Origin of the sequence: Pseudomonas sp. stari2 (assembly GCF_040760005.1) — a bacterium.
Lineage (GTDB): Bacteria > Pseudomonadota > Gammaproteobacteria > Pseudomonadales > Pseudomonadaceae > Aquipseudomonas.
Genome location: NZ_CP099760.1, coordinates 5,797,619 through 5,820,107, shown reverse-complemented (window position 1 = coordinate 5,820,107; position 22,489 = coordinate 5,797,619). Strand labels below are relative to the sequence as shown.

Genomic DNA, 22,489 nt, shown 5'->3' with positions numbered 1-22,489 from the left:
TAGGTGCATCCATGCAGATTTCGGTAAATGAGTTCCTGACACCCCGCCATATTGATGTGCAGGTTGTCAGTCCAACCCGCGCCAAGATCACTCTCGAGCCTCTCGAGCGTGGTTTCGGCCACACCCTGGGCAACGCGCTGCGCCGCATCCTGTTGTCCTCAATGCCCGGCTGCGCAGTAGTCGAGGCCGAGATTGACGGTGTGCTCCACGAGTACAGCGCCATCGAAGGTGTACAGGAAGACGTAATTGAAATCCTGTTGAACCTTAAAGGTCTGGCTATCAAGCTGCACGGCCGTGACGAAGTTACGCTGACCTTGTCGAAGAAGGGTTCGGGGGTGGTTACCGCTGCCGATATTCAGCTGGATCATGATGTCGAGATCGTTAATCCCGATCACGTAATCGCTAACCTGGCGTCTAACGGCGCCCTGAACATGAAGCTCACCGTAGCTCGTGGTCGTGGTTATGAGCCAGCAGACTCGCGTCAGAGCGATGAAGACGAAAGCCGCAGCATCGGTCGCTTGCAGCTTGACTCTTCGTTCAGCCCGGTTCGCCGTATCGCATACGTGGTGGAAAACGCCCGTGTCGAACAGCGTACCAACCTGGACAAGCTGGTTATTGATCTGGAAACCAACGGTACTCTGGATCCTGAAGAGGCTATCCGTCGTGCAGCAACCATCCTGCAACAGCAGTTGGCTGCGTTCGTCGACCTCAAAGGTGACAGTGAGCCAGTGGTTGTCGAGCAGGAAGACGAGATCGATCCGATCCTGCTTCGCCCGGTTGACGATCTGGAACTGACTGTACGTTCGGCTAACTGCCTTAAGGCGGAAAACATCTATTACATCGGTGACCTGATTCAGCGCACCGAAGTAGAGCTGTTGAAGACTCCGAACCTGGGCAAGAAATCCTTGACTGAAATCAAGGACGTTCTGGCCTCCCGCGGTCTGTCCCTCGGCATGCGCCTCGACAACTGGCCGCCTGCAAGTCTTAAGAAGGACGACAAGGCGACTGCCTGATCGTCGTAATCACCGAACGTAGTGTTTGGTAAGGAATGAACCATGCGTCATCGTAAAAGTGGTCGCCACCTGAGCCGCACCAGCTCGCACCGCAAGGCCATGTTCCAAAACATGGCAGTGTCGCTGTTCGAGCACGAGCTGATCAAAACTACTCTGCCAAAAGCCAAAGAACTGCGCCGCGTTGCCGAGCCGCTGATCACTTTGGCCAAGACAGACAGCGTTGCTAACCGTCGTCTGGCTTTCGACCGTACTCGTTCGAAAGCTATCGTTGGTAAGCTCTTCAACGACCTGGGCAAGCGTTATGCTACCCGTGAGGGTGGCTACCTGCGCATCCTCAAGTGCGGCTTCCGCGCTGGCGACAACGCGCCTATGGCGTACGTCGAACTGGTTGATCGTGCTGTCGGCGGTGAAGCTGTATCCGCTGAGTAAGACGTCAGTCTGAAACAGAGAACCGGGCCTAGTGCCCGGTTTTTTGTGCCTGTAAGAAAATGCGCTGTTCGTACAAGCTTCTACCCTGTTTGGGCCTGCACTATGTGTTGGGTTTTATCGTTAGTTATTCTCTATTGATGACCATGAGTTAATGAATTTGTGGCTGTCATATTGATGATTGATACTCCCTGACAAGCCGATTAGCCGGCAGTTCAAGACTGACAGAGGAAAAAGATCGCATGAGCCAGAACAAGACGCTTACGACTGCCAGCGGTGCGCCAGTCGCCGATAACCAGAACTCTCGCTCCGCCGGGCCGCGCGGGCCGTTGCTGCTCGATGACTTTCATTTGATCGAGAAGCTTGCTCACTTCAACCGCGAAAACATTCCTGAGCGCCGTGTGCATGCCAAGGGTTCAGGCGCCTACGGTACCTTCACCGTCACTCGCGATATCACGCAATACACGAGCGCCAAACTGTTCTCTGCTGTGGGTAAGCAGACGCCGACTTTCCTGCGATTCTCCACGGTGGGCGGTGAGCGTGGCTCGGCTGACACCGAGCGCGATCCTCGTGGCTTTGCCCTGAAGTTCTACACCGAAGAAGGCAACTGGGACATCGTTGGCAACAACACGCCGGTGTTCTTCATTCGCGATCCGCTGAAGTTTCCTGATTTTATCCATACACAGAAACGCCTGCCGCAAAGCAACCTGAAAAGCGCACAGATGATGTGGGACTTCTGGTCGCATTCGCCTGAAGCGCTGCACCAGGTCACCATTCTGTTTTCTGATCGCGGGATCCCGGACGGCTATCGCCACATGCACGGCTTCGGCAGTCACACCTACAGCCTTATCAACGCTCAAGGCGAGCGTCACTGGGTGAAGTGGCACTACAAGACCAAGCAAGGGATCAAAAACCTCGCGCCGGCAGACGCGGCACGTTTGGCGGGGACAGATCCCGATTACGCCCAGCGCGATTTGTTCGAAGCCATCGAGCGTGGTGACTTCCCGAAATGGAGTGTGTGCATCCAGATCATGACCGAGGCCCAGGCTGCTGCTCACTACGAGAACCCGTTCGACGTAACCAAAACCTGGTCGCAGAAGGAGTTTCCACTGATCGAAGTGGGTGAGCTGGAGTTGAATCGCAATCCGCTGAACTACTTTGCTGAAGTCGAGCAAGCTGCGTTCGGCCCGAGCAACATGGTGCCTGGCGTAGGTCTGTCTCCGGATCGCATGCTGCAGGGGCGTGTATTCGCATACGCCGATGCCCACCGCTACCGCGTAGGCACCAATCACCAGCAACTGCCGGTGAACGCGCCGCGCAGTCCGGTCAACACTTACCAGCGTGACGGTTCGATGGCTTTTGGCAGCAATGGTGGCGCGGCCCCGAACTACGAGCCGAACAGCTACGTAGAGTCGCCGAAACAAGCTCCACACTACGCCGAGCCTGCACTGGCCTTGAGCGGTGCAGCTGATCGCTACGATCACCGCGAAGACACCGACTACTACAGCCACGCCGGTGCGCTGTTCCGCTTGATGAGCGAGGAACAGAAAGCGTTGCTGGTCAGCAACATCGCCGGCGCGATGGCGGGTGTGTCGAGTGATGTCGTCGACCGTCAGTTGCAGCATTTCTACAAGGCCGACCCGGCGTACGGAGAAGCAATCGCAAAACTGCTCAACGTACAGCTTAACGAAGTCTAAACGAGAAGCAGAACCGCCCTCATTAGGGCGGTTTTTGCGTTATTTAGCCTGCTTTTCTCAGAATATCTTCGCTTTTATTGCGCGAAGTAAGTGACCTTGCAGTCATGTTGGTTCAAACTACAGACTTTCAAGAAGGGAGATGTAGGGCGATGCAAGGCCACCCAGACGTTATCGATTACCTCAACACGTTGCTGACCGGCGAACTGGCCGCGCGTGACCAATATTTCGTTCACTCGCGGATGTATGAGGACTGGGGATTCACCAAGCTCTACGAACGAATCAACCACGAGATGGAAGAAGAAGCCGGTCATGCCGATGCGCTGATGCGCCGGATTCTGATGCTGGAAGGCACGCCGCGCATGCGTCCTGACGATCTGGACGTCGGTACAACGGTGGAGACCATGCTCGAAGCGGATCTGCGCCTTGAGTACAAGGTACGTGCTGCACTGTGCAAAGGCATCGAGCTGTGCGAAAAGAATGGCGATTACGTAAGCCGCGATATCCTCAAGCTTCAGTTGCACGACACTGAAGAAGATCATACCTACTGGCTTGAAAAGCAGCTGGGCCTGATCAAGCTGATCGGCATTCAGAACTACCTGCAATCCCACGCGTCCTGATCGCAGGTGCTACAAAAAAGCCCCTGTCACTGTTGAAGTGACAGGGGCTTTTTCATGCCCGGCAATCAGGCCCGATCGCGAATCAGCAGCGGCTTGAGGTAATGACCAGTGTGAGATTGCTTCATCTCGGCCACTTCCTCCGGCGTGCCGGTAGCGATGATCTGCCCGCCTTTCGAGCCACCTTCAGGCCCGAGATCCACCAGCCAGTCGGCGGTCTTGATCACGTCAAGGTTGTGCTCGATCACCACCACGGTGTTGCCGTGGTCACGCAGGCGATGCAGCACGTCGAGCAGTTGCTGGATGTCCGCGAAGTGCAGACCGGTGGTCGGTTCATCGAGGATGTACAGGGTCTTGCCGGTATCGCGCTTGGACAGCTCGCGAGACAACTTGACCCGCTGCGCCTCACCGCCAGACAGCGTAGTCGCCGACTGCCCCAGCTTGATGTACGACAGGCCCACATCCATCAGTGTTTGAAGCTTGCGCGCTAGCGCTGGCACTGCGTCGAAGAACTCCCGCGCTTCCTCGATGGTCATCTCGAGGGTTTCGTGGATGCTCTTGCCCTTGTATTTGATCTCCAGGGTTTCACGGTTGTAGCGTTTGCTCTTGCACACGTCGCACGGTACATAGATGTCCGGCAGGAAGTGCATTTCCACCTTGATCAGGCCGTCGCCCTGGCAAGCCTCGCAGCGACCGCCTTTGACGTTGAACGAGAAGCGCCCCGGGCCATAACCACGGGAGCGGGACTCGGGCACGCCGGCGAACAGTTCGCGAATCGGCGTGAACAGCCCGGTGTAGGTCGCCGGGTTGGAGCGCGGTGTACGACCGATCGGGCTCTGGTCGATATCGACGACCTTGTCCAGATGCTCCAGGCCTTTGATGCTGTCGTGGGCTGCCGCTTCCAGTGTCGTCGCGCCATTGAGGGCTGTGGCGCTGAGCGGAAACAGCGTGTTGTTGATCAGCGTCGACTTGCCGGAGCCAGAGACACCGGTCACGCAAGTCAGCAAGCCGATCGGGATCTCCAGATCGACATTGCGCAGGTTGTTGCCACGCGCGCCCTTGAGCGACAGCACCTGCTTCTTGTTGCGCGGTGTGCGTTTGGCCGGCACTTCGATCTTGACCCGGCCCGACAGGTATTTGCCGGTCAGCGAGTCCGGGTGCGCCATGACTTCGGCCGGCGAGCCTTCGGCGACGATCTGCCCGCCATGAACCCCAGCGCCCGGGCCGATATCGACCACGTAGTCCGCCAGCCGGATCGCGTCTTCGTCGTGCTCGACCACGATCACCGTGTTGCCGATGTCGCGCAGGTGCTTGAGGGTGCCGAGCAGACGGTCGTTGTCGCGCTGGTGCAGGCCGATGGACGGCTCATCGAGGATGTACAGAACCCCGACCAGGCCGGCGCCGATCTGGCTGGCCAGTCGAATCCGCTGGGCCTCGCCGCCAGACAATGTGTCGGCACTGCGATCCAGTGACAGGTAGTCCAGGCCCACGTTGACCAGGAATTGCAGACGCTCGCGGATCTCCTTGAGGATTTTGTCGGCGATTTCGCCGCGCCGACCGGTCATCTTCAGTTCGCCGAAGTAATCGCAGGCATCTCCGATCGGCAGGTTGGTTACCGCCGGCAGGGTTTTCTCGCCAACCCACACATGCCGCGCCTCACGCCGCAAACGGGTACCACGGCAATCCGGGCACGACTGGGTGCTGAGGAACTTCGCCAGTTCTTCACGCACGCTGGCCGATTCGGTTTCGCGGTAGCGACGCTCAAGGTTCGGCACAATGCCTTCGAACGGGTGCGAGCGTTTGACGATATCGCCCCGGTCATTGAGGTATTTGAAATCGACGTTCTGCGATCCGCTGCCGTGCAGGATGTGCTTCTGCTGATCGGCCGGCAGTTCGTTGAACGGTTGCTCCAGGCTGAAGCCGTAATGCGCGGCCAGCGAGCCGAGCATCTGGAAGTAATAGACGTTGCGCCGGTCCCAGCCGCGAATCGCACCCTCCGCCAGCGTGAGTTCGCCGTTGACCAGGCGCTTGATGTCGAAAAACTGCTTCACGCCCAGACCGTCACAGCTCGGGCAGGCGCCGGCCGGGTTGTTGAAGGAAAACAGCTTGGGTTCCAGTTCGCTGATCGCATGGCCGCAGATAGGGCAGGCGAAACGCGCGGAGAAGATCATTTCTTCGCCCGGCTCGTCGTCCATCGGCGCCACCAGGGCGATTCCGTCGGCCAGCTTCAGCGCGGTCTCGAAGGATTCCGCCAGACGCTGCTGCAGGTCGGCGCGTACCTTGAAGCGATCGACCACGACTTCAATCGTGTGCTTCTTCTGTTTATCCAGTTTCGGCAGTTCGTCCAGCTCGCAGAGCCGGCCGTTGACCCGGGCACGGACGAAGCCCTGTGCGCGCAGTTCTTCGAACACCGACAGATGCTCGCCCTTGCGCTCGCGAATCACCGGCGCCAGCAGCATCAGCTTGCTGCCTTCCGGCTGAGCCAGCACCAGGTCGACCATCTGGCTGACAGTCTGGGCTTCCAGCGGGATGTCGTGATCCGGGCAACGCGGCGTACCGACGCGTGCATAAAGCAGGCGCAGGTAGTCGTAGATTTCGGTGATGGTGCCAACCGTGGAGCGCGGGTTGTGCGAGGTCGACTTCTGTTCGATGGAGATGGCCGGCGACAGACCTTCGATGGTATCGACGTCGGGTTTTTCCATCATCGACAGGAACTGTCGGGCATAGGCCGACAGGGATTCGACATAGCGGCGCTGACCTTCGGCGTACAGCGTGTCGAAGGCCAGGGACGACTTGCCGGATCCGGACAGGCCGGTGATGACGATCAGTTTGTCCCGTGGCAGGGTCAGGTCGATGTTCTTCAGGTTGTGGGTGCGGGCCCCACGAATCAGGATCTTGTCCAAAATGGCCTCGCTCGGCGGGCGTCGAAAACACAGGAGTATACGGCCAAATACTGGATGGATGCACACTATCGAATGAAGGGTTTTTCGCCTTACATGAAGAGAGTTTCATCTGTACGTGGCAAAGCGTCGCGATATACCCCGTCTTTCGATGGGACTGGTAGAATCGCCGCCGGTTCACACGAGGTTTTTCCATGCACGATCCCCACAGCGAACGCATGAGTGGCAGCGAGACCCGCGCGGCGAGCGGTCTGGCCCTGGTGTTCGCCTTCCGTATGCTTGGCATGTTCATGGTGCTGCCGGTACTGGCGACCTATGGCATGGATCTGGCGGGAGCGACCCCGGCCCTCATCGGGCTGGCGATTGGCGCTTACGGCCTGACCCAGGCGATTTTCCAGATTCCGTTCGGGATCATTTCCGACCGTATCGGCCGTCGCCCGGTGATTTACCTGGGGCTGATCGTCTTTGCCCTCGGCAGCGTGCTGGCGGCTCAGGCCGACTCGATCTGGGGCGTGATTGCCGGCCGGATCCTGCAGGGTGCCGGCGCGATTTCCGCAGCGGTCATGGCACTGCTTTCCGACCTGACCCGCGAACAGCACCGCACCAAGGCCATGGCGATGATCGGCATGACCATCGGCCTATCGTTCGCGGTGGCCATGGTGGTCGGTCCGTTGCTGACTCGCGCGTTCGGTCTTTCCGGCCTGTTCCTCGCCACCGGCGGCATGGCGCTGGTGGGGATCGTGATCGTGCTGTTCATGGTGCCGAAATCCACCGGGCCGCTGAGCCATCGCGAGTCCGGCGTGGCACGTCAGGCGTTGATGCCGACGCTCAAGCACCCGGACCTGCTGCGCCTGGATCTGGGCATTTTTGTGTTACATGCGATGTTGATGTCGAGCTTCGTCGCGCTGCCCCTGGCCCTGGTGGAAAAAGCCGGGCTGCCCAAGGAACAGCACTGGTGGGTCTACCTTACGGCACTGTTGATCTCTTTCTTCGCCATGATCCCGTTCATCATCTACGGCGAGAAGAAACGCAAAATGAAACGAGTTTTGCTCGGCGCCGTCATGACGCTGATGCTCACTGAGCTATTCTTCTGGCAGTTCGGTGACAGCCTGCGGGCTCTGGTGATCGGGACGGTGGTGTTCTTTACCGCGTTCAATCTGCTGGAAGCTTCGTTGCCGTCGCTGATCAGCAAGGTTTCACCGGCGGGTGGCAAGGGCACGGCCATGGGCGTGTACTCCACCAGTCAGTTCCTCGGTTCGGCACTCGGCGGGATTCTCGGCGGCTGGATGTTCCAGCATGGCGGTCTGTCGGTTGTGTTCCTCGGATGTGCCGGGCTGGCTGCCATCTGGCTGGCCTTTGCTGTTACCATGCGCGAACCACCCTACGTGACGAGCCTGCGCCTGCCGTTGTCGCCCGAGGCGATCCGCGAAGCGGGTCTGGTCGAGCGCCTCAGGGCCCTCGTAGGGGTAACAGATGCAGTGATAGTCGCCGATGAAGCGGCTGTTTACATCAAACTGGATAAAGAATTAGTGGATCGCGACACCCTCGAACGCCTGGTGAACAACCCGGCCGAGGCTGCTTGCGAAGCCTAGGAGAACGTTATGGCCCGTGGGGTTAACAAAGTCATATTGGTCGGCACTTGCGGCCAGGATCCCGAAGTTCGCTACTTGCCTAACGGTAACGCCGTGACCAACCTGAGTCTGGCAACCAGCGAACAGTGGACCGACAAGCAGACCGGTCAGAAGGTCGAGAAGACCGAGTGGCACCGCGTTTCGATGTTCGGCAAGGTTGCCGAAATCGCCGGCGAATACCTGCGCAAGGGTTCGCAGGTGTACATCGAAGGCAAGCTGCAGACCCGCGAGTGGGAAAAAGACGGCATCAAGCGTTACACCACCGAAATCGTGGTCGACATGCAAGGCACCATGCAACTGCTGGGCGGCCGTCCACAACAGGGCGACCAACAAGGCGGTGGCAACAACTACCAGCAGCAGGCGCCACGCCAGCAGGCTCCGCGTCCGCAGCAGTCGGCTCCTCAGCAGCGTCCGGCCCCGGCTCCACAGCAGGCCGCGCCGCAGCCAGCTCCGGATTTCGACAGCTTCGATGACGATATCCCGTTCTGATTCGCTGCTGTACCCGCTTTAAATAAAAAGGCCCGTCGCTGAACACGACGGGCCTTTTTCATGTACGCAGGTTTTTCAGTCAAGAATCAGATGCGGCAAGAACCGGCTCGAATCCTTGGTGATCAGACTGTTGTCCTCCCGCACGCCAATCCCTGCGGCCTGGTCGCCGATCACCCAGGAGCCAATCAGCGTGTAGCTGTCATCGAACTTCGGCAGCGGCGCAAATTCCTGCAGGATGAAGGGCGCATCCGTGTAGGGACCATCCTCTTTGACGATCAGACCGTCAGCAGTTTGCAGCTCGATGTTGGCACCTTCCCGGGAGAAGTACGGTTTGCGTACCCAGCCTTTCGGCACTGCGCTGCCCGGGTTCGGATCGCGATGAGCGGCCAGCAGATTCGGATGGCCCTTGTGCATTTCCCAGAGCAGGGGCAGGGCGCCCTTGTTGGAGAGGATGGATTTCCAGGCAGGCTCGAAAAACTGCGTGTCGCATTCGGCAATGGCTGCGCCGAACGGCTCATGGAAGATGAACTCCCAGGCGTGCAGTTTGAACAAGTGAGGAATCCAGCGATCTTCAAGATCGACGAAGCGCCCTTCGGCAGTCAGACCGATGTCTTCGATATCGATGTGCCGTGATTCGATGCCGACCTTTTCCGCGATCAGTCGCAAATAGTCCGTGGTGCCCCTGTCCTCAACCGAGTCTTTCATCGACGCAAAGTAGAACGGGCGCTTGAGCTTCAACTGAGCAAAAGCCTCATGCAGACGGGTGTCTATGCTGTTGAACTGGTCGGCATGGCGCGGCAGCATCCCACGCTCGATGCATTGTTCCAGCCAGCCCCACTGAAACGCCGCCGCTTCGTACAGGCTGGTGGGCGTGTCGTAGTTGAGTTCAAGCAGTTTCGCCGGGCCGTTGCCGCTGTAGGAGAAGTCCATGCGTCCGTACAGATGCGGATGGCCTTCCAGCCAGGACGTTCTGACCATGTCGTAGTACGCCGGTGGAATGCTCAGGCGATCGAGCAATTCCTCGCTGTGCACGACACGGTCGACCAGATCCATGCACATCTCGTGCAGTTCGGTGGTCGGATCCTCCAGATCGTTTTCGATCTGCGCGAGCGTGAACTGGTAGTACGCGCGTTCATCCCAGTAGGGTTGGTCGTCGATGGTGTGAAACATGAAGCCGAGACTTTCGGCAGTCTGTTTCCAGTCGTGGCGCTCGGCGCAATGGATCTTCTTCATGGTCAGCTGCTCGAACTGCCCCAGCCGCCCCAACCGCTGCGCGCACTGGACTGGCTGCCGAAGCCGCCGCGGGAAGTCGAAGAGGCCACATTGACCGGTTTACTCCGGGAGCTTGTGTAGTCCGAATCGCTTCGAGTTGTCGGAGCCGATTCGATTCGTCGGTTCAGTGTCGAGGTTTCGTACGTCGTACGCGTATCGCGCTCGCGGTAGACCGGCCGCGAATCGTTCGAGCGGTTATTGCTCATGGCATTGCCGATCAGCCATCCGCTGAGCCAGCCGTTGCTTGAGCCACCGGAACTGTGCGATGTGCTCTGCGTGGTCTGCACAGGTGCGGCTTCACCGGCCGGCATCTGGGCATTGGCGAGTGCGTCGAGATCCTGTGGCGCCTCAACATTCTGCGGCACTTTGAAGCCACTCATTTTCGGTATGAAGCGGCCGTCGGAATTTTTCTGACACCAGCCGGCGGCAAAGTCCGCGTCGCACTTCTCTTTGTCGTCATAGACAGGGGTGAGGCGCCGATGTTTGGTCAGGGCCGCTACGTAGGCGTTAGAGCAGGCGTCGGCTGCGACTTCGGCGTCGACGCACTGTTCCACGCTCTGGAAGTTGCGCTGTTGTTCCTCGGCGGCCAATTCGCCGGAAATCGCCAGCGCCACCGAGGCCGCCAGGGACAGTTGAACGTACTTGCTTCGTTTCATCTCAGGCTTCCTGCCGGTCAGTAGGACGGTGTCATGCACGCAGCGTTGAGCATGCCGACGCTGATCGCCACCGCAGCGACGTAGATACCGGCGGCGACTTCACCGTTGGCAATGCGTTGGGACGTGCCTTTGAGCACCAGGCCGGTCGCCAGGAATGCCAGCAATTGCACCGCCGCTGCAATCACGGCCCACAGGACGAAATCGAGGACGTTGATCGAGTGGGCGATGATGTTGCTCGCCGGAATCGCGAAACCGATGATCGCACCCGACAGAGCGATGGCAGCCGCGTTGTTGCCGCCGCGAATCAGTTCGAACTCCTTGTGCGGCGTGATGCGGGTGTAGACGAACTGAAACAGCATGAACAGCAGCACGGCGCCGATCAGGTAGGCGGCGAAACCGACCAGCGCGGCCTTGTTCAGGGAAACGGACAGCACTTCCAGCATGGGGAACTTCCTTTTAAATGGTGCTCAGATCGGTGGTGTACAGCGAGATGCCCAGCGATGTGCTCAGGCTGACGGTGCCTTCTTCGTCCTGTTCGACGGAGAACAGCAGCAGCTCACGACGGTCGGTCAGGCCGGTTTCCCGGGCGTACAGCATCGAATGGTGCTCGATGGTGTAGGACTCGTCGGGATTGATCACTTGTTCGGTGAGCGGGACCAGTTCGGTCTGGCCGCGTTCGGTGCCCCATTCGCGGGTGTAGGACACGCCGTCATGGGTGTAGGCCGGCAGGCCGATCAGGCTGTTCGGGCCGGCCAGGCGCTGCAGCTCGGCGTCACTGTTGACCGTGACATAGCTGACGTAATTGAACAGCGTCACCGATTCGATCTGATCGTCGCCGGTGACGTGGACCTGCAGCCAGAAATCTTCGTTGTCCAGGTAGTAGCGATACAGCTTGTTCGACTGGCCGAGGTCGATCCAGCCGGCGCTCCAGATGGCCTGGGCATCGGGAACTCGTACCGAGGTGCTGCCATCGAGCAGCAGGCCGAGCGTCGTATCGAACCGGATGCCTTTGCCCTGCGCCAGGCCAAGCGGGCCGCCGACAGCTTCAGGTATTGGAGCCGGGCTCCCCAGCAAGTTCTTTAACCATCCCATGGGTACATTCCTTGAAGCGGGTGGAGGTGTTCGTTGGCAAAACGCCGCTAGTGTACCGGCCTCGTGACAAACGAGCAGGCAAAAAAGAAGGGCACCCGGTGCCCTTCTTTTCTCTGGGTGCCCTTACTGGGCCGACTTCTGCTTCAGTCGTTCGAGGATCGCGTTGGCGCTGCCCTCGTTCGGCGTGATGCCGGCTTCACGCAGCTTGCGTTCCAGATCGTTGCCGGTCGTGGCATCGGCCAGTTCGTCCTGAGCGTTCAGCTCGGCGGCGCGTTGCTTTTGCTTTTCCTGCAGACGGTTCAAGGTGCCGACTGCTGTTTCCAGCTTGCCATTGGCGCCGCCGCTGGCGATGGATGCGCTGACCTGCGCTTTCTGCACGCTTTCACGGGCCTTGGCCATGTCCACTTGCTGGCGCAGGCTCTTGATCCGCGCTTCGGCCTTGTTGATGTCCTTGCGCATGTTTTCGGCGTAGGTGCCGAATTCGTCGCTCTGGGCCTTCTCGGTGGTCAGGTCGTTGGTCAGGGTCGAAATCGCTTCGGCGACTTCCATCGCCAGATCTTCACGGCCGGCGTTCAGGGCCGAAACAGCCTTGGCTTCCAGGTCCTTGATCTTGGCGTCGTACTCGCTCACGCGGTCGGCGGACAGCTTGTGCTTGGCCATGATGGTGACCAGTTCGCGACGGGCGTTGGACAGGGCGCTGTCGGCGTCACGGATTTCCTGGTCGAGGATGCGCAGGGCCTGTTGGTCGACGATCGCTTCGCCGACTTCATTGGCACCGCCGCGCAGAGCGGTGAACAACTTGCTCCAGATGGACTGAGTCATTGGATTTTCCCTGTTGATTACTTGAAGAAGTGTTCGAAGGCTTCGCTGGCGCGCTGCACGTTGTCGACCAGGGTTTTCACCTCGGTGACCACGTTGGTCAGGCTCGAATCCGCACTCAGCGCGCCGAACATGTTGTAGACGGTCTGACCGTTGGGCATGGTCTCGATGCCGATCGACGACAGCGGGAACATTTCCCGGCTGCGCAGCACCGCGTCATTGAAGGTGCGCACGTCGGTGATCGAATCGATGTCCACCAGCACGGTATCGACGATGATCTGCTGACCCGCGATGGCGATGTGAATCGGCAGGCCGCCGAATTCGTTCATTTCCAGCTTGAGGCTGGGTTCGGCGCTCTGGATCAGGGACAGCGTGATCTCGTGGGAAGCCACCTCGTCCAGTGCCTTGAAAGCGTTGTAGAGGCTATCGATGTTCCAGTTGTTGCCTGCGCTCATGTAATTCTCCGACATGAAAGAGCCAGCCAGAATCGGTTGGCGTAGCTGTTGCTCCATTTGCTTGAGCAAGCTTCGGTTTTCGGGAAGCACCCAAGTTTCGTGTTTCACATAACCGGCGGCAGCCAGGCCCGCGCGCATCTGCTTCATATAGAAGCTCGACGGTTTTTTCGCGGACGTTGTCGAGCGCACTCCCTTCGGGCTCTCCGATTTTGTTGCAGGGGAGTTGCTTTTCATGGCGATGACTCCGTTATGAACATCTCACGCGTGAGCCACACTACAACCAATTCAAAGTGCCATCAATGGCTCACGCGTGAGATTTTTTCAGCGCACGAAAAAAGGCCCGCAAGAGGGCGGGCCGGTCTTTCTTGCGGACGTTCATGTAGGAGGATTAACGGGTGGCCGCGAGGAATTCGTCTGCCGAGACCACACTGGCGTAGGCAAAACCCAGCGAGGACATGAACGCCGCATGCACTTGAGCCGCCGGCACGATCAAACCATTGAATTCCAGGTCGCGGGTGGCGCAGGCATCGTGGATCACCGTGACGGTGTAGCCCAGATCCGCCGCAGCCCGGACAACGCCGTCAATGCACATGTGGCTCATGCTGCCGACCACCACCAGTTCCTTGATGTCTTGCTCATCGAGGATCGATTGCAGCTCGGTTTCGCGGAACGCGTTGACGAAATGCTTGAGCACTACCGGTTCATCGGCGCGGTTGAGCACCTTGGAATGCAATTTTGCGCCCTCAGAGCCCGGGGTGAAGAACGGGGCATCCGCCGAGGTGAATTCGTGACGGATATGGATCACCGGATCACCCGCTTCACGGAACGCGGCGATCAGTCGGGCGGCATTGTCGGCGGCGGCGTCGACGCCAGCCAGCGGCCACTTGCCTTGGGGGAAGTAGTCGTTCTGGATATCGACTACGATGAGCGCTTGCCTGGCCATGGGAGTTTCCTCGAAGTGTTTGTTGGGAGTGGAATCAGTATCCGCGCCCGCTATGTCTTCGAGGATTGGCCGCACCGACAATAGACAGGGGAAAACTGACAATGGGTGTTGAAAGGGCCGTTGCCGAGCTGGGCGTGCTGATTTATCCCGGCGCGCAACTGGCGGCGGTGCATGGCTTGACCGACTTGTTCGGCGTGGCCGACCGGATCGCCGTCGAGCATCAGGCCGCGCAATTACCGAGACTGCGGGTGAGTCACTGGCAGGTCGAGAACGAGCAGGCACCGGTCAGGATTTACGACAGTCATCCCGCTGCAGAAACGGGTTTGCTGGCGGTGCTGATTCCGCCGTCGATCGCCGGGTTCAGTGCAGAGCAGGCATCGCCAGGATTGCTGCAATGGCTGCGCGACCAGCATGGCCGTGGCGCGACGCTGGGCGGCGTCTGCGTGGGCTCGTGGCTGCTGGCCGAAAGCGGTCTGCTCAACGGTCGCAGCGCCACCACTCACTGGACCTCGGCCAAGGCCTTTGCCGAGCGTTATCCGCAGATCAGGCTCAACGCCGACACACCGATTGTCGATGACGGCGACCTGATCACCACCGCCGGGCTCATGGCCTGGTCGGAACTGGGGCTGCGGCTGGTCGATCGCCTGCTCGGGCCGAGCATCGCCAGCGCCACTGCGCGTTTCCTGGTGATGGAGCACAGCGACAGCGCCAGTGCCTGCGGCAGCAATTTCGCGCCGATCCTCAACCATGGCGACGCGTCGATTCTCAAGGTCCAGCACTGGCTGCAAAGCACCGGTGCGACCGACGTTTCGCTGGCCTCCATGGCCGAACGCTCGGGGCTGGAGGAGCGCACGTTCCTGCGCCGGTTCCGTGCCGCGACGGGCCTGAAACCCACCGAATACTGCCAGCACCTGCGGGTCGGCAAGGCCCGGGAAATGCTCGAGTTCAGCAACGGCACCATCGATCACATTGCGTGGACGGTGGGGTATCAGGATCCGGGAGCCTTTCGCGCCATCTTCAAGAAAATCACCGGGCTGGCGCCGAGTGACTATCGCAATCGGTTCGGCGTGACCCCACCGACCGCGCTGGCGAGATAACCCTCGCTGTCGGGCAAAATGCCGTGGCCGCGGCGGCCATCGTGCAGATTGAAACGGGCGCAACGCCATTACGAAAAGGCTAATCGACTGATCCGCAAAGGTTTTGGCATCGTTATCGTTTGGCCTGATCTCTGCACCCTCTGACCTACATTCACCGAGCCGCTGTAAGGGGGACGCATGACCCCGACATCCCGCAACAAAATAGTGGTCGCCCATTCCGTACGGCCCGACGCGCCGCAACACGAAGTGCAGACCAACAAGGCGCTGGCCCGATGGCTGGCGCAGATTCTCGGACTGAAATGCGGCGGCAGCTACGACGCGCAAAAGCACCACGGTCGCGACCTGTATCTGCTGCCGACCCAAACCATTGTCGGCGCCGCCAAGGCCCATGAACTGGGTATCAAAGGCCCGGACGATCTTTGGGGCGGTTTCGTCGAGCACGATTTCATCTGCACCAAAGCCATCAGCCATGGCTTGCGCAGCCATCAGGCCCACGCGCCGCAAGGCTGGTCGCCGCTGTTTTCCGAACGCATTCGCAATGTCGTGCTCGACGGGTTCAGTGTATTTGCCCACGAGGATGCGCGACCCGCTGCTGAACATCTCTTGTACAGCGGCCCGATTCGCCTCAAGCCGATTCACGCCTGTGCCGGACGCGGTCAAGAAGTGATCAAAAGCCTCGACGCATTCGACGAAATCCTTGCGCGTTCCGATATTGCCAAACAGTTCAACGAAGGCGTGGTGCTGGAGCAGGACTTGAGCCATGTAGTTACACACAGCGTCGGTCAGTCATTCATCGGCGACCGGGTGCTCAGTTACTGCGGTGATCAATACTTGACCGAAGACGCCCATGGCGAGGAAGTGTACGGCGGTTCTAACCTGCTGGTGGTGCAGGGCGGTTACGAGGAACTGCTGAAACTGGACCTGGCGGACGATGTGCGGCTGGCCATCGAACAGGCGCAGGTTTTCGATAGCGCGGCGGATGAAGCTTATCCACGGTTCTACGCTTCGCGGCGTAACTACGACATCGCCCAGGGACTGGACAGCGAAGGCCAGCCACGCAGTGGCGTGCTCGAACAATCCTGGCGTATGGGCGGTGCGAGCAGTGCCGAAGTGGCGGCGTTGCAGAGTTTCGTCAACGATCCGTCGATGCGCGCGATCCGCGTCTCGTCGGTGGAAACCTACATCGACCAGGCCCTGCCGGCGGATGCCATCGAGGTCTATCGCGGCCCGGCCGAGAACAGCGATTTTCTCCTCAAATACGTAACGGTCAAATCCTATGACGGCTAGAAGCGAAAGCATTCAAATCGACATTGATGACGAACAGATGAGCGGGACGTTCCTCAGTCCCAAATCGAAAGTCCCCGGCGTGTTGTTCGTGCACGGCTGGGGCGGCAGTCAGGAGCGGGACCTGGAACGGGCCAAAGGCATCGCCGGCCTGGGCTGCGTGTGCCTGACATTCGACTTGCGCGGGCACACCGGCGGCACTGGCATTCCGCTGAGCCGGGTCACCCGTGAAGACAACCTGCGCGACTTGCTGGCGGCCTACGACCGACTGCTCGCGCACCCGGCGCTGGACACCTCGGCCATCGCGGTGGTCGGCACCAGTTACGGCGGTTATCTCGCCTCGATCCTCACCTCATTGCGCCCGGTGCGCTGGCTGGCGCTGCGCGTCCCGGCGCTGTATCGCGATGAGCAATGGCACACACCCAAGCGCGATCTGGACAAGGCTGACCTGCGCGATTATCGCGGCACTCTGGTACGTGCTGACAGCAACCGGGCGCTGCATGCCTGCTCGCAATTCACCGGCGATGTGCTGCTGGTGCAATCGGAAACCGACGATTATGTGCCTCACGCGACAATCATGAGTTATCGCGCTGCGTGCCAGCAGACTCACTCGCTCACCCACCGGATCATCGATGGTGCTGACCATGCCCTGAGCGATCCGACTTCGCAGCAGGCCTACACCTCGATCCTGGTCGACTGGATCACCGAGATGGTGGTGGGCGAACGGTTGAGCATCATTCAATCGCGCTGATCAGGACTTGGGCTTTTTCTTGATCCGCAGCGCCTTGGCCTTGGCTTCCACCACCAGATACATCACCACGGTGATCAGCAGCGGCAGCAGAAAATAAATTGCTCGATAGGCCAGCAACCCAGCCACCAGACTGCCGCGCGAAGCCTCGTGCTGCAGCAGGGCGACGAACACTGCTTCCAGCACCCCGAGCCCGGCGGGAATGTGAGTAATGACCCCGGCAATCGCACTGATCAGCAGCACGCCGAGCACCAGCGGATAGTCGAGCTTGCCCGGCAGCAAAGTGAAAATCACCGCCGCCATCAACGACCAGTTGAGCGCGCCGAGCAGCAGTTGCAGAACGGCCATGCGCAGCGACGGCAGGTTGATTTCCACCCCGCGAATCGACCACTCGCGACGCCTGGAAAAACGGCAGGCGACCAGATAACCGAAGCTGATCACCAGCAGCAACACACCAATGCCCTGCAACGCATCGCTGCTGACTTTCCAGCCCGGTGGCATGCTGACCAGCCCACTGCTGAACACCGCGCCGGCGATGGTCATGTAGCCGAACCAGTTGGTCGCCAGGCTCAGGCCGAGGATCTTGGCGATGTTGCTTTTACTCACCCCGAGTCGCGAATACAGCCGGTAACGCATGGCAATCCCGCCGACCCATGCGCTCAAGTTGAGGTTGAACGCATAGCTGATGACGCCCACCGGCAGGATCTGTTTCCACGTCAGATCCTGACGGATGTAAGTGCGGCCGATCAGGTCGAAACTGGCGTACACCAGAAAGCTCAGCAAGGTCAGGCTGGAGGCGATGATCAGCGTTCGCACCTTGAAGTCGGCGAGGGTTTGCAGCACCTCGGCCCATTCGATGCGGCTGGCGAACATCGTCAGCAGGACGATCAGCGCAAGAAAAAACAGCAGGGTCAGCGGACGTTTCCAGCGACTCCAGCGAGACTTGCCCGCCGGTGCCGGATGCACCGCCGCGTGGGCTTGGGAATGGCTCATGAAGGATCACTCCCGGCGGCCTGGAAAAAGGGTTTGAGTCGTGGCTTGTGTGCCGGCAGCCAGCCGGCCATTGCCGGGAAATGCCGCAGGAAGTGAAACACCAGAAAACCCACGGTCATGTGCCAGATTCGCCCGCGTGGTGATTTCGTGGCGTCCATCGCCTTGCAGTGGTTGTGGCTGAGGTCTTCGAGGCGTTCGAACAGCAGACGATTGAAGGCTCGGTCGCGAATCAGCACGTTGGCTTCCAGGTTCAGCGACAGGCTCAACGGGTCGAGATTGCTTGAGCCGACGGTGCTCCATTCTTCATCCACCAGCGCCACTTTGCCGTGCAGCGGCCGCTCGCAATATTCATGAATCTGCACACCGGCCTTGAGCAGGTAGTCGTAGGTCATGCGCGCGGCGAGTTTGGCCACCAGCATGTCCGGCTGTCCCTGCAGAATCAGCCGCACCTCGACCCCGCGCCGGGCTGCGTTGCGGATCTCGCGCAGCAGGCGATAGCCGGGAAAGAAGTAGGCGTTGGCGATCACCACCCGCCGTTGGGCGCGGCGCAGCACCTGCAAATAGACGTCTTCGATATCGGTGTTGTGCTGGTCATTGTCGCGGAACACCAGACGCACCTGGCCGTCGTGATCATCGAACGCCATTTCCGCTCGACGCTGCCGACGCCGTTGCCACCAAAACCTTGCGCGTCCCGGTCGGCCGCTTTGCAGCAGGGCGAAATGATGGATGTCGGTCACCGCCGGGCCCTGAACTTCTACCGAATAATCCTGCTTCGCTTCGGGGCCGAAATCGGCCAGGTGATCGCCGGAGAAATTGATCCCGCCAATGAACGCGACCAACCCGTCGACCACCACGATCTTGCGATGCAACCGCCGGAACCAGTTGGTGCGAACCCCCAGATGTTTGGGTGCCGGATCGAAGATCTGCAGATGCACGCCGGCATCGCTCAACGCGGTCAGATAACCGGCGCTCAGTTCCCCACAACCGAAGCCGTCGAGGCTGACGGTGGTGCGCACGCCACGCCGGGCGGCATCGATAAGAATTTCCTGCAATTGCTTGCCGACCTTGTCTTCGAAGACGATGAAGGTCTCCAGCAGGATTTCGCTTTTCGCCGCGCGCATCGCTTCGAACACCCGGGGGAAAAATTCCTCGCCGTTTTCCAGCAGCTCGACGCGGTTGTTTCCCTGCCAGCGATACTCGACATCGACGGTGCCCGGCTCGCGTACGGGCGGGGTGATGCTGACCGGCTCCACGGCGGATTTCTCCAACGGTGCACTGCTCATAGTTCAATCTCCACCGATAGTGGTGCATGGTCGGAAAGGTGTGACCAGGGACGGTTCGCCAGCACTTTTGGCTGACTGGCCTTGAGGTTGCGCACGTAGATCCGGTCAAGGCGCAGCAACGGCATGCGGGCGGGGAAACTGCGCGCCGGTTTGCCTTGATGCGTCGCAAACACTTCGCGCAGGCCACAGGGTTCAAGCAAGGCATCGGCGCGCTGGCGCCAGTCGTTGAAATCGCCGGCGACGATGACCTGCGCGTCATCAGGCAGCTCGGCCAGGCGCTCTCGCAGCAGGCGCAACTGATCGTTGCGATGGCTTTCGCGCAGGCCCAGATGGACACAGATCGCGTGCACTTCACGGTCGTCTCCCGCCAGGCGCAGCACACAGTGCAGCAATCCCCGGTTTTCATGGCCGCTGATCGAAACGTCGAGATTGTCATGCCGCACGATCTGGAATTTCGACAGCACGGCATTGCCGTGATCGCCGTCCGGATACACCGCGTTGCGTCCGTAGGCGAACTGCGGCCAGAGACTGTCGGCGAGAAACTCGTACTGCGGCATCGTCGGCCAGTTTGCGTAGCGTTTGGGGTGATGCTCGTGGGTGCCGTGGACTTCCTGAAGAAACACCACATCGGCAGAAACGCTGCGCACAGCTTCGCGCAATTCCGGCAGGATGAAACGCCGGTTCAGTGCGGTGAAACCCTTATGGGTGTTGACCGTCAGCACGGTAAAGCGGCGCACCGTGGTGGTGACCGCCGCCTGCTCGTCGGTGAAACCGACCGGCTCGGGAATGCTCATGCGAGTACCCCTTCGGCAGCCGGTTCGCCGGGTACGGTTTCGAGGTTTTTATCCAGATCGAAACGCTGCAACAGGCTGCGGGCATCGAAAGGCGCGCGGACCTTGATGTCGTTGTCGAAGTAGCAGAAAACCTCGCGGGATTTACGGGGCCGAGGTTTCAGACGCGGCGCGATCAAATGGGCGTCGTCCGGTTGCCGGCCATGGTGCCAGGCGTCGATCCGCTCGGCCCAGCGTTGCAGCGCGGCGTCGGTGTAACCGCTGGCGTAAAGCTCCTCGGCACCGTGCAGGCGCAGGTAGACGAAATCGCTGGTGAGGTCTTCGCGGTACGGCCATTTCCCGGCGGTGTCGGCGATCACCAGCGCGGTGTTGTAGCGTTTGAGCAAACGCACGAAGTCCGGGTCGATGAAACTGTCGTTGCGGATTTCCACGGCATGGCGCAGCGGTTTTTTGCTGTAAGCCTTCATGCTCGCGTGGCCGTGCAGGTGCGAATCGTGCTGGCGGGCGAGCTCGGCGGCCGCCTGGGTGTCGTGGGGCAACTGGTCGAGAAAGGCTTCGAAACGTTCGGGGTCGAACGTGAAGTTGGGCGGGAATTGCCAGAGGATCGGGCCGAACTTTTCCTTCAGTTCCAGCACCCCGGAGGCGAAGAAATTGGCCAGGGGTTTTTCGATATCGCGCAGGCGGCGAATGTGGGTGATGAAGCGCGGCGCCTTGATGCTGAACACGAAGTCATCCGGTGTTTCGGCGTACCACTGGGCGTAGCGTTCGGGCCGTTGCAGGGCGTAGAACGATCCGTTTATTTCGATGCTGTTGACCGCCCGTGAGGCGAACTGCAATTCGCGTTTGTGCGCCAGCCCCTTCGGGTAAAAGTCCCCGCGCCACGGGGCGTAACGCCAGCCTGAAATACCGATATGAATCGTTGCCATGCCGCCCTCCCGTCGAAAGTCCCCATACGGCCTCTGTCTGTGGATGACTGTGGGCGGTTCGGGAAAGTTTCGACGGGATTACGGACGGTCGGGCCGTGCCGGATCAGTGCCCGGTGACGATCCGGGCCGAGCCTTCGGCAGGTTCGGTGTACACCGGGCCCAGGCGATCGAGGCGTCCGCTCAACGCCGTCAGAGCCAATGCCACCAGCACCACCAGGCCGCCGATCCACGCCGTATGGATCAGGCCGATGTGTTCGACGATCAGGCCGCCACCCCACGCGCCGCCGGCAATACCGAGGTTGAACGCGGCGATGTTCAGGCCCGATGCCACATCCACCGCTTGCGGTGTGTGATGTTCAGCCTGACGCACCACATACACCTGCAAGCCCGGCACGTTGCCGAAGGCGACTGCGCCCCAGACCAGCACGGTGGCCAGCGCCAGCCAAGGATTGCCGGCGGTGAAGGTGAGCGCGAACAGCACGGCGGCGAGCAGGGCGAAGATGATTTTCAGCGCGCTGATCGGCCCGCGTTTGTCCGCCAGTTTGCCACCCCAGATGTTGCCGACCGCCACTGACACGCCATACACCAGCAACACCAGGCTGACGGTACTGGCGCTGAAACCGGAGATGTCCTGAAGGATCGGCGCCAGGAACGTGAAGGCGATGAACGAGCCGCCGTAACCGATGGCGGTCATGGCGTACACCAGCAACAGGCGCGGTTGCTTGAGCACCTGCAATTGCTGCAACAGCGATGCGGGTTTGCTGTGGGCGATGTCGTTCGGCACATACAGCAAGCTGCCAATGAACGCGATCACGCCGAGTGCCGATACCGCGAGGAAGGTTTCACGCCAGCCGAAATGCTGACCGATGAAGGTGCCCAGCGGCACGCCGGTGACCAGCGCCACGGTCAGGCCGGTGAACATGATCGCGATTGCACTGGCGGCTTTTTCCTTGGGTACCAGGCTGGTGGCAATGGTCGAGCCGATGGAGAAGAACACACCGTGGGCCAGACCGGTGACGATCCGCGCCAGCACCAGCGATTCGTAACTCGGCGCCAGCCAGGCCAGCAGATTGCCGAGGGTGAACAGCACCATCAGCGACAGCAGCAACAGTTTGCGCGGGACCTTGCCGGTGAGGGCGGTCAGCACCGGCGCACCGATGGCTACGCCCAGGGCGTAGAGACTGACCAGCAGACCGGCGGACGGCAGACTGACGCCGAGATCGGCACCGATGGTGGGAAGCAGGCCAACGATGACGAACTCGGTCGTCCCGATGGCGAATGCGCTGAGGGTCAGCGCGAGCAAGGCAATGGGCATGACGGCACTCCGGTGGGGGATTGAATGGAGCGCAGTGTCGGGGTT

At 60.2% G+C, this 22,489-nt stretch carries 22 protein-coding genes; 9 read left to right on the top strand and 13 right to left on the bottom strand.

Annotated features, from left to right (window positions below; translation table 11 throughout):
- The first annotated feature begins 11 nt into the window (after positions 1-11).
- The 4 genes from rpoA (at position 12) to bfr (ending at position 3,753) form a co-directional block, all read left to right on the top strand.
- Positions 12-1,013 (top strand): DNA-directed RNA polymerase subunit alpha, encoded by a 1,002-nt coding sequence (rpoA, locus tag NH234_RS26690; RefSeq protein WP_003186012.1) that lies wholly within the window; start codon positions 12-14, stop codon positions 1,011-1,013.
- Between the two features lie 42 nt (positions 1,014-1,055).
- Positions 1,056-1,442, top strand: a complete 387-nt coding sequence (gene rplQ / locus NH234_RS26685; RefSeq protein ID WP_007955635.1) for a 50S ribosomal protein L17 — start codon at positions 1,056-1,058, stop codon at positions 1,440-1,442.
- A gap of 239 nt (positions 1,443-1,681) precedes the next feature.
- The gene (locus tag NH234_RS26680) at positions 1,682-3,136 is read left to right on the top strand and encodes a catalase (RefSeq protein WP_085733016.1); all 1,455 of its coding nucleotides are present in this window, start codon (positions 1,682-1,684) and stop codon (positions 3,134-3,136) included.
- A gap of 149 nt (positions 3,137-3,285) precedes the next feature.
- The gene (bfr, locus tag NH234_RS26675) at positions 3,286-3,753 is read left to right on the top strand and encodes a bacterioferritin (protein ID WP_007955633.1); all 468 of its coding nucleotides are present in this window, start codon (positions 3,286-3,288) and stop codon (positions 3,751-3,753) included.
- A 65-nt stretch (positions 3,754-3,818) separates the two neighbouring features.
- Here bfr and uvrA read toward each other — a convergent pair whose 3' ends face one another.
- A complete protein-coding gene (gene uvrA, locus NH234_RS26670; RefSeq protein WP_367254863.1) occupies positions 3,819-6,653 on the bottom strand; it encodes an excinuclease ABC subunit UvrA in 2,835 nt (944 codons plus the stop codon).
- 191 nt (positions 6,654-6,844) lie between these two features.
- Here uvrA and NH234_RS26665 point away from each other — a divergent pair, with 191 nt between their 5' ends.
- On the top strand, positions 6,845-8,242 hold the full coding sequence (locus NH234_RS26665) for an MFS transporter (RefSeq protein ID WP_085733013.1): 1,398 nt from the start codon (positions 6,845-6,847) through the stop codon (positions 8,240-8,242).
- Positions 8,243-8,251: 9 nt separating this feature from the next.
- Positions 8,252-8,770: a single-stranded DNA-binding protein gene (locus NH234_RS26660; RefSeq protein WP_007966163.1), complete on the top strand. Its 519-nt coding sequence runs from the start codon at positions 8,252-8,254 to the stop codon at positions 8,768-8,770.
- Positions 8,771-8,845: 75 nt separating this feature from the next.
- Here NH234_RS26660 and NH234_RS26655 read toward each other — a convergent pair whose 3' ends face one another.
- The 7 genes from NH234_RS26655 to NH234_RS26625 form a co-directional block, all read right to left on the bottom strand.
- Positions 8,846-10,003: a glutathionylspermidine synthase family protein gene (locus NH234_RS26655; RefSeq protein WP_367254859.1), complete on the bottom strand. Its 1,158-nt coding sequence runs from the start codon at positions 10,001-10,003 to the stop codon at positions 8,846-8,848.
- Positions 10,004-10,005: 2 nt separating this feature from the next.
- Positions 10,006-10,698 carry a DUF1190 domain-containing protein gene (locus tag NH234_RS26650; protein WP_085733011.1) on the bottom strand — a complete coding sequence of 231 codons (693 nt, stop codon included), beginning with the start codon at positions 10,696-10,698 and terminating at the stop codon, positions 10,006-10,008.
- Positions 10,699-10,715: 17 nt separating this feature from the next.
- On the bottom strand, positions 10,716-11,141 hold the full coding sequence (locus tag NH234_RS26645) for a DUF350 domain-containing protein (RefSeq protein WP_085712345.1): 426 nt from the start codon (positions 11,139-11,141) through the stop codon (positions 10,716-10,718).
- 13 nt (positions 11,142-11,154) lie between these two features.
- Positions 11,155-11,790 carry a DUF2491 family protein gene (locus NH234_RS26640; RefSeq protein ID WP_085733010.1) on the bottom strand — a complete coding sequence of 212 codons (636 nt, stop codon included), beginning with the start codon at positions 11,788-11,790 and terminating at the stop codon, positions 11,155-11,157.
- Between the two features lie 123 nt (positions 11,791-11,913).
- Complete coding sequence (locus NH234_RS26635; protein WP_085733009.1) at positions 11,914-12,612, bottom strand: PspA/IM30 family protein; 699 nt, start codon at positions 12,610-12,612, stop codon at positions 11,914-11,916.
- Between the two features lie 17 nt (positions 12,613-12,629).
- On the bottom strand, positions 12,630-13,298 hold the full coding sequence (locus NH234_RS26630; RefSeq protein WP_085712342.1) for a YjfI family protein: 669 nt from the start codon (positions 13,296-13,298) through the stop codon (positions 12,630-12,632).
- Positions 13,299-13,452: 154 nt separating this feature from the next.
- Positions 13,453-14,007, bottom strand: coding sequence for a cysteine hydrolase family protein (locus NH234_RS26625; RefSeq protein WP_367254857.1), 555 nt, complete (start codon positions 14,005-14,007; stop codon positions 13,453-13,455).
- A gap of 101 nt (positions 14,008-14,108) precedes the next feature.
- On the opposite strand from NH234_RS26625, the gene NH234_RS26620 reads away from it, so the two are divergent.
- The 3 genes from NH234_RS26620 to NH234_RS26610 all read left to right on the top strand — a co-directional run bounded on the left by NH234_RS26620 (position 14,109) and on the right by NH234_RS26610 (position 17,139).
- Positions 14,109-15,104, top strand: a complete 996-nt coding sequence (locus NH234_RS26620; RefSeq protein ID WP_085733007.1) for a GlxA family transcriptional regulator — start codon at positions 14,109-14,111, stop codon at positions 15,102-15,104.
- Between the two features lie 177 nt (positions 15,105-15,281).
- Positions 15,282-16,391 carry a DUF3182 family protein gene (locus NH234_RS26615; RefSeq protein ID WP_367254855.1) on the top strand — a complete coding sequence of 370 codons (1,110 nt, stop codon included), beginning with the start codon at positions 15,282-15,284 and terminating at the stop codon, positions 16,389-16,391.
- Positions 16,381-17,139 (top strand): alpha/beta fold hydrolase, encoded by a 759-nt coding sequence (locus NH234_RS26610; RefSeq protein WP_007955615.1) that lies wholly within the window; start codon positions 16,381-16,383, stop codon positions 17,137-17,139. Before NH234_RS26615 ends, NH234_RS26610 begins: the two co-directional genes overlap by 11 nt.
- Here the strand turns inward: NH234_RS26610 and NH234_RS26605 are convergent, their stop codons facing one another.
- The 5 genes from NH234_RS26605 to NH234_RS26585 all read right to left on the bottom strand — a co-directional run bounded on the left by NH234_RS26605 (position 17,140) and on the right by NH234_RS26585 (position 22,444).
- The gene (locus tag NH234_RS26605; RefSeq protein WP_367254853.1) at positions 17,140-18,129 is read right to left on the bottom strand and encodes a lysylphosphatidylglycerol synthase domain-containing protein; all 990 of its coding nucleotides are present in this window, start codon (positions 18,127-18,129) and stop codon (positions 17,140-17,142) included.
- Positions 18,126-19,412, bottom strand: coding sequence for a cardiolipin synthase ClsB (clsB, locus tag NH234_RS26600; RefSeq protein ID WP_367254851.1), 1,287 nt, complete (start codon positions 19,410-19,412; stop codon positions 18,126-18,128). Before clsB ends, NH234_RS26605 begins: the two co-directional genes overlap by 4 nt.
- Complete coding sequence (locus NH234_RS26595) at positions 19,409-20,206, bottom strand: endonuclease/exonuclease/phosphatase family protein (RefSeq protein WP_367254849.1); 798 nt, start codon at positions 20,204-20,206, stop codon at positions 19,409-19,411. The genes clsB and NH234_RS26595 overlap by 4 nt, the downstream gene beginning before the upstream one ends.
- On the bottom strand, positions 20,203-21,129 hold the full coding sequence (locus NH234_RS26590; protein ID WP_367254848.1) for a DUF72 domain-containing protein: 927 nt from the start codon (positions 21,127-21,129) through the stop codon (positions 20,203-20,205). Before NH234_RS26590 ends, NH234_RS26595 begins: the two co-directional genes overlap by 4 nt.
- A 103-nt stretch (positions 21,130-21,232) precedes the next feature.
- On the bottom strand, positions 21,233-22,444 hold the full coding sequence (locus NH234_RS26585; RefSeq protein WP_367254845.1) for an MFS transporter: 1,212 nt from the start codon (positions 22,442-22,444) through the stop codon (positions 21,233-21,235).
- Positions 22,445-22,489 lie beyond the last annotated feature (45 nt).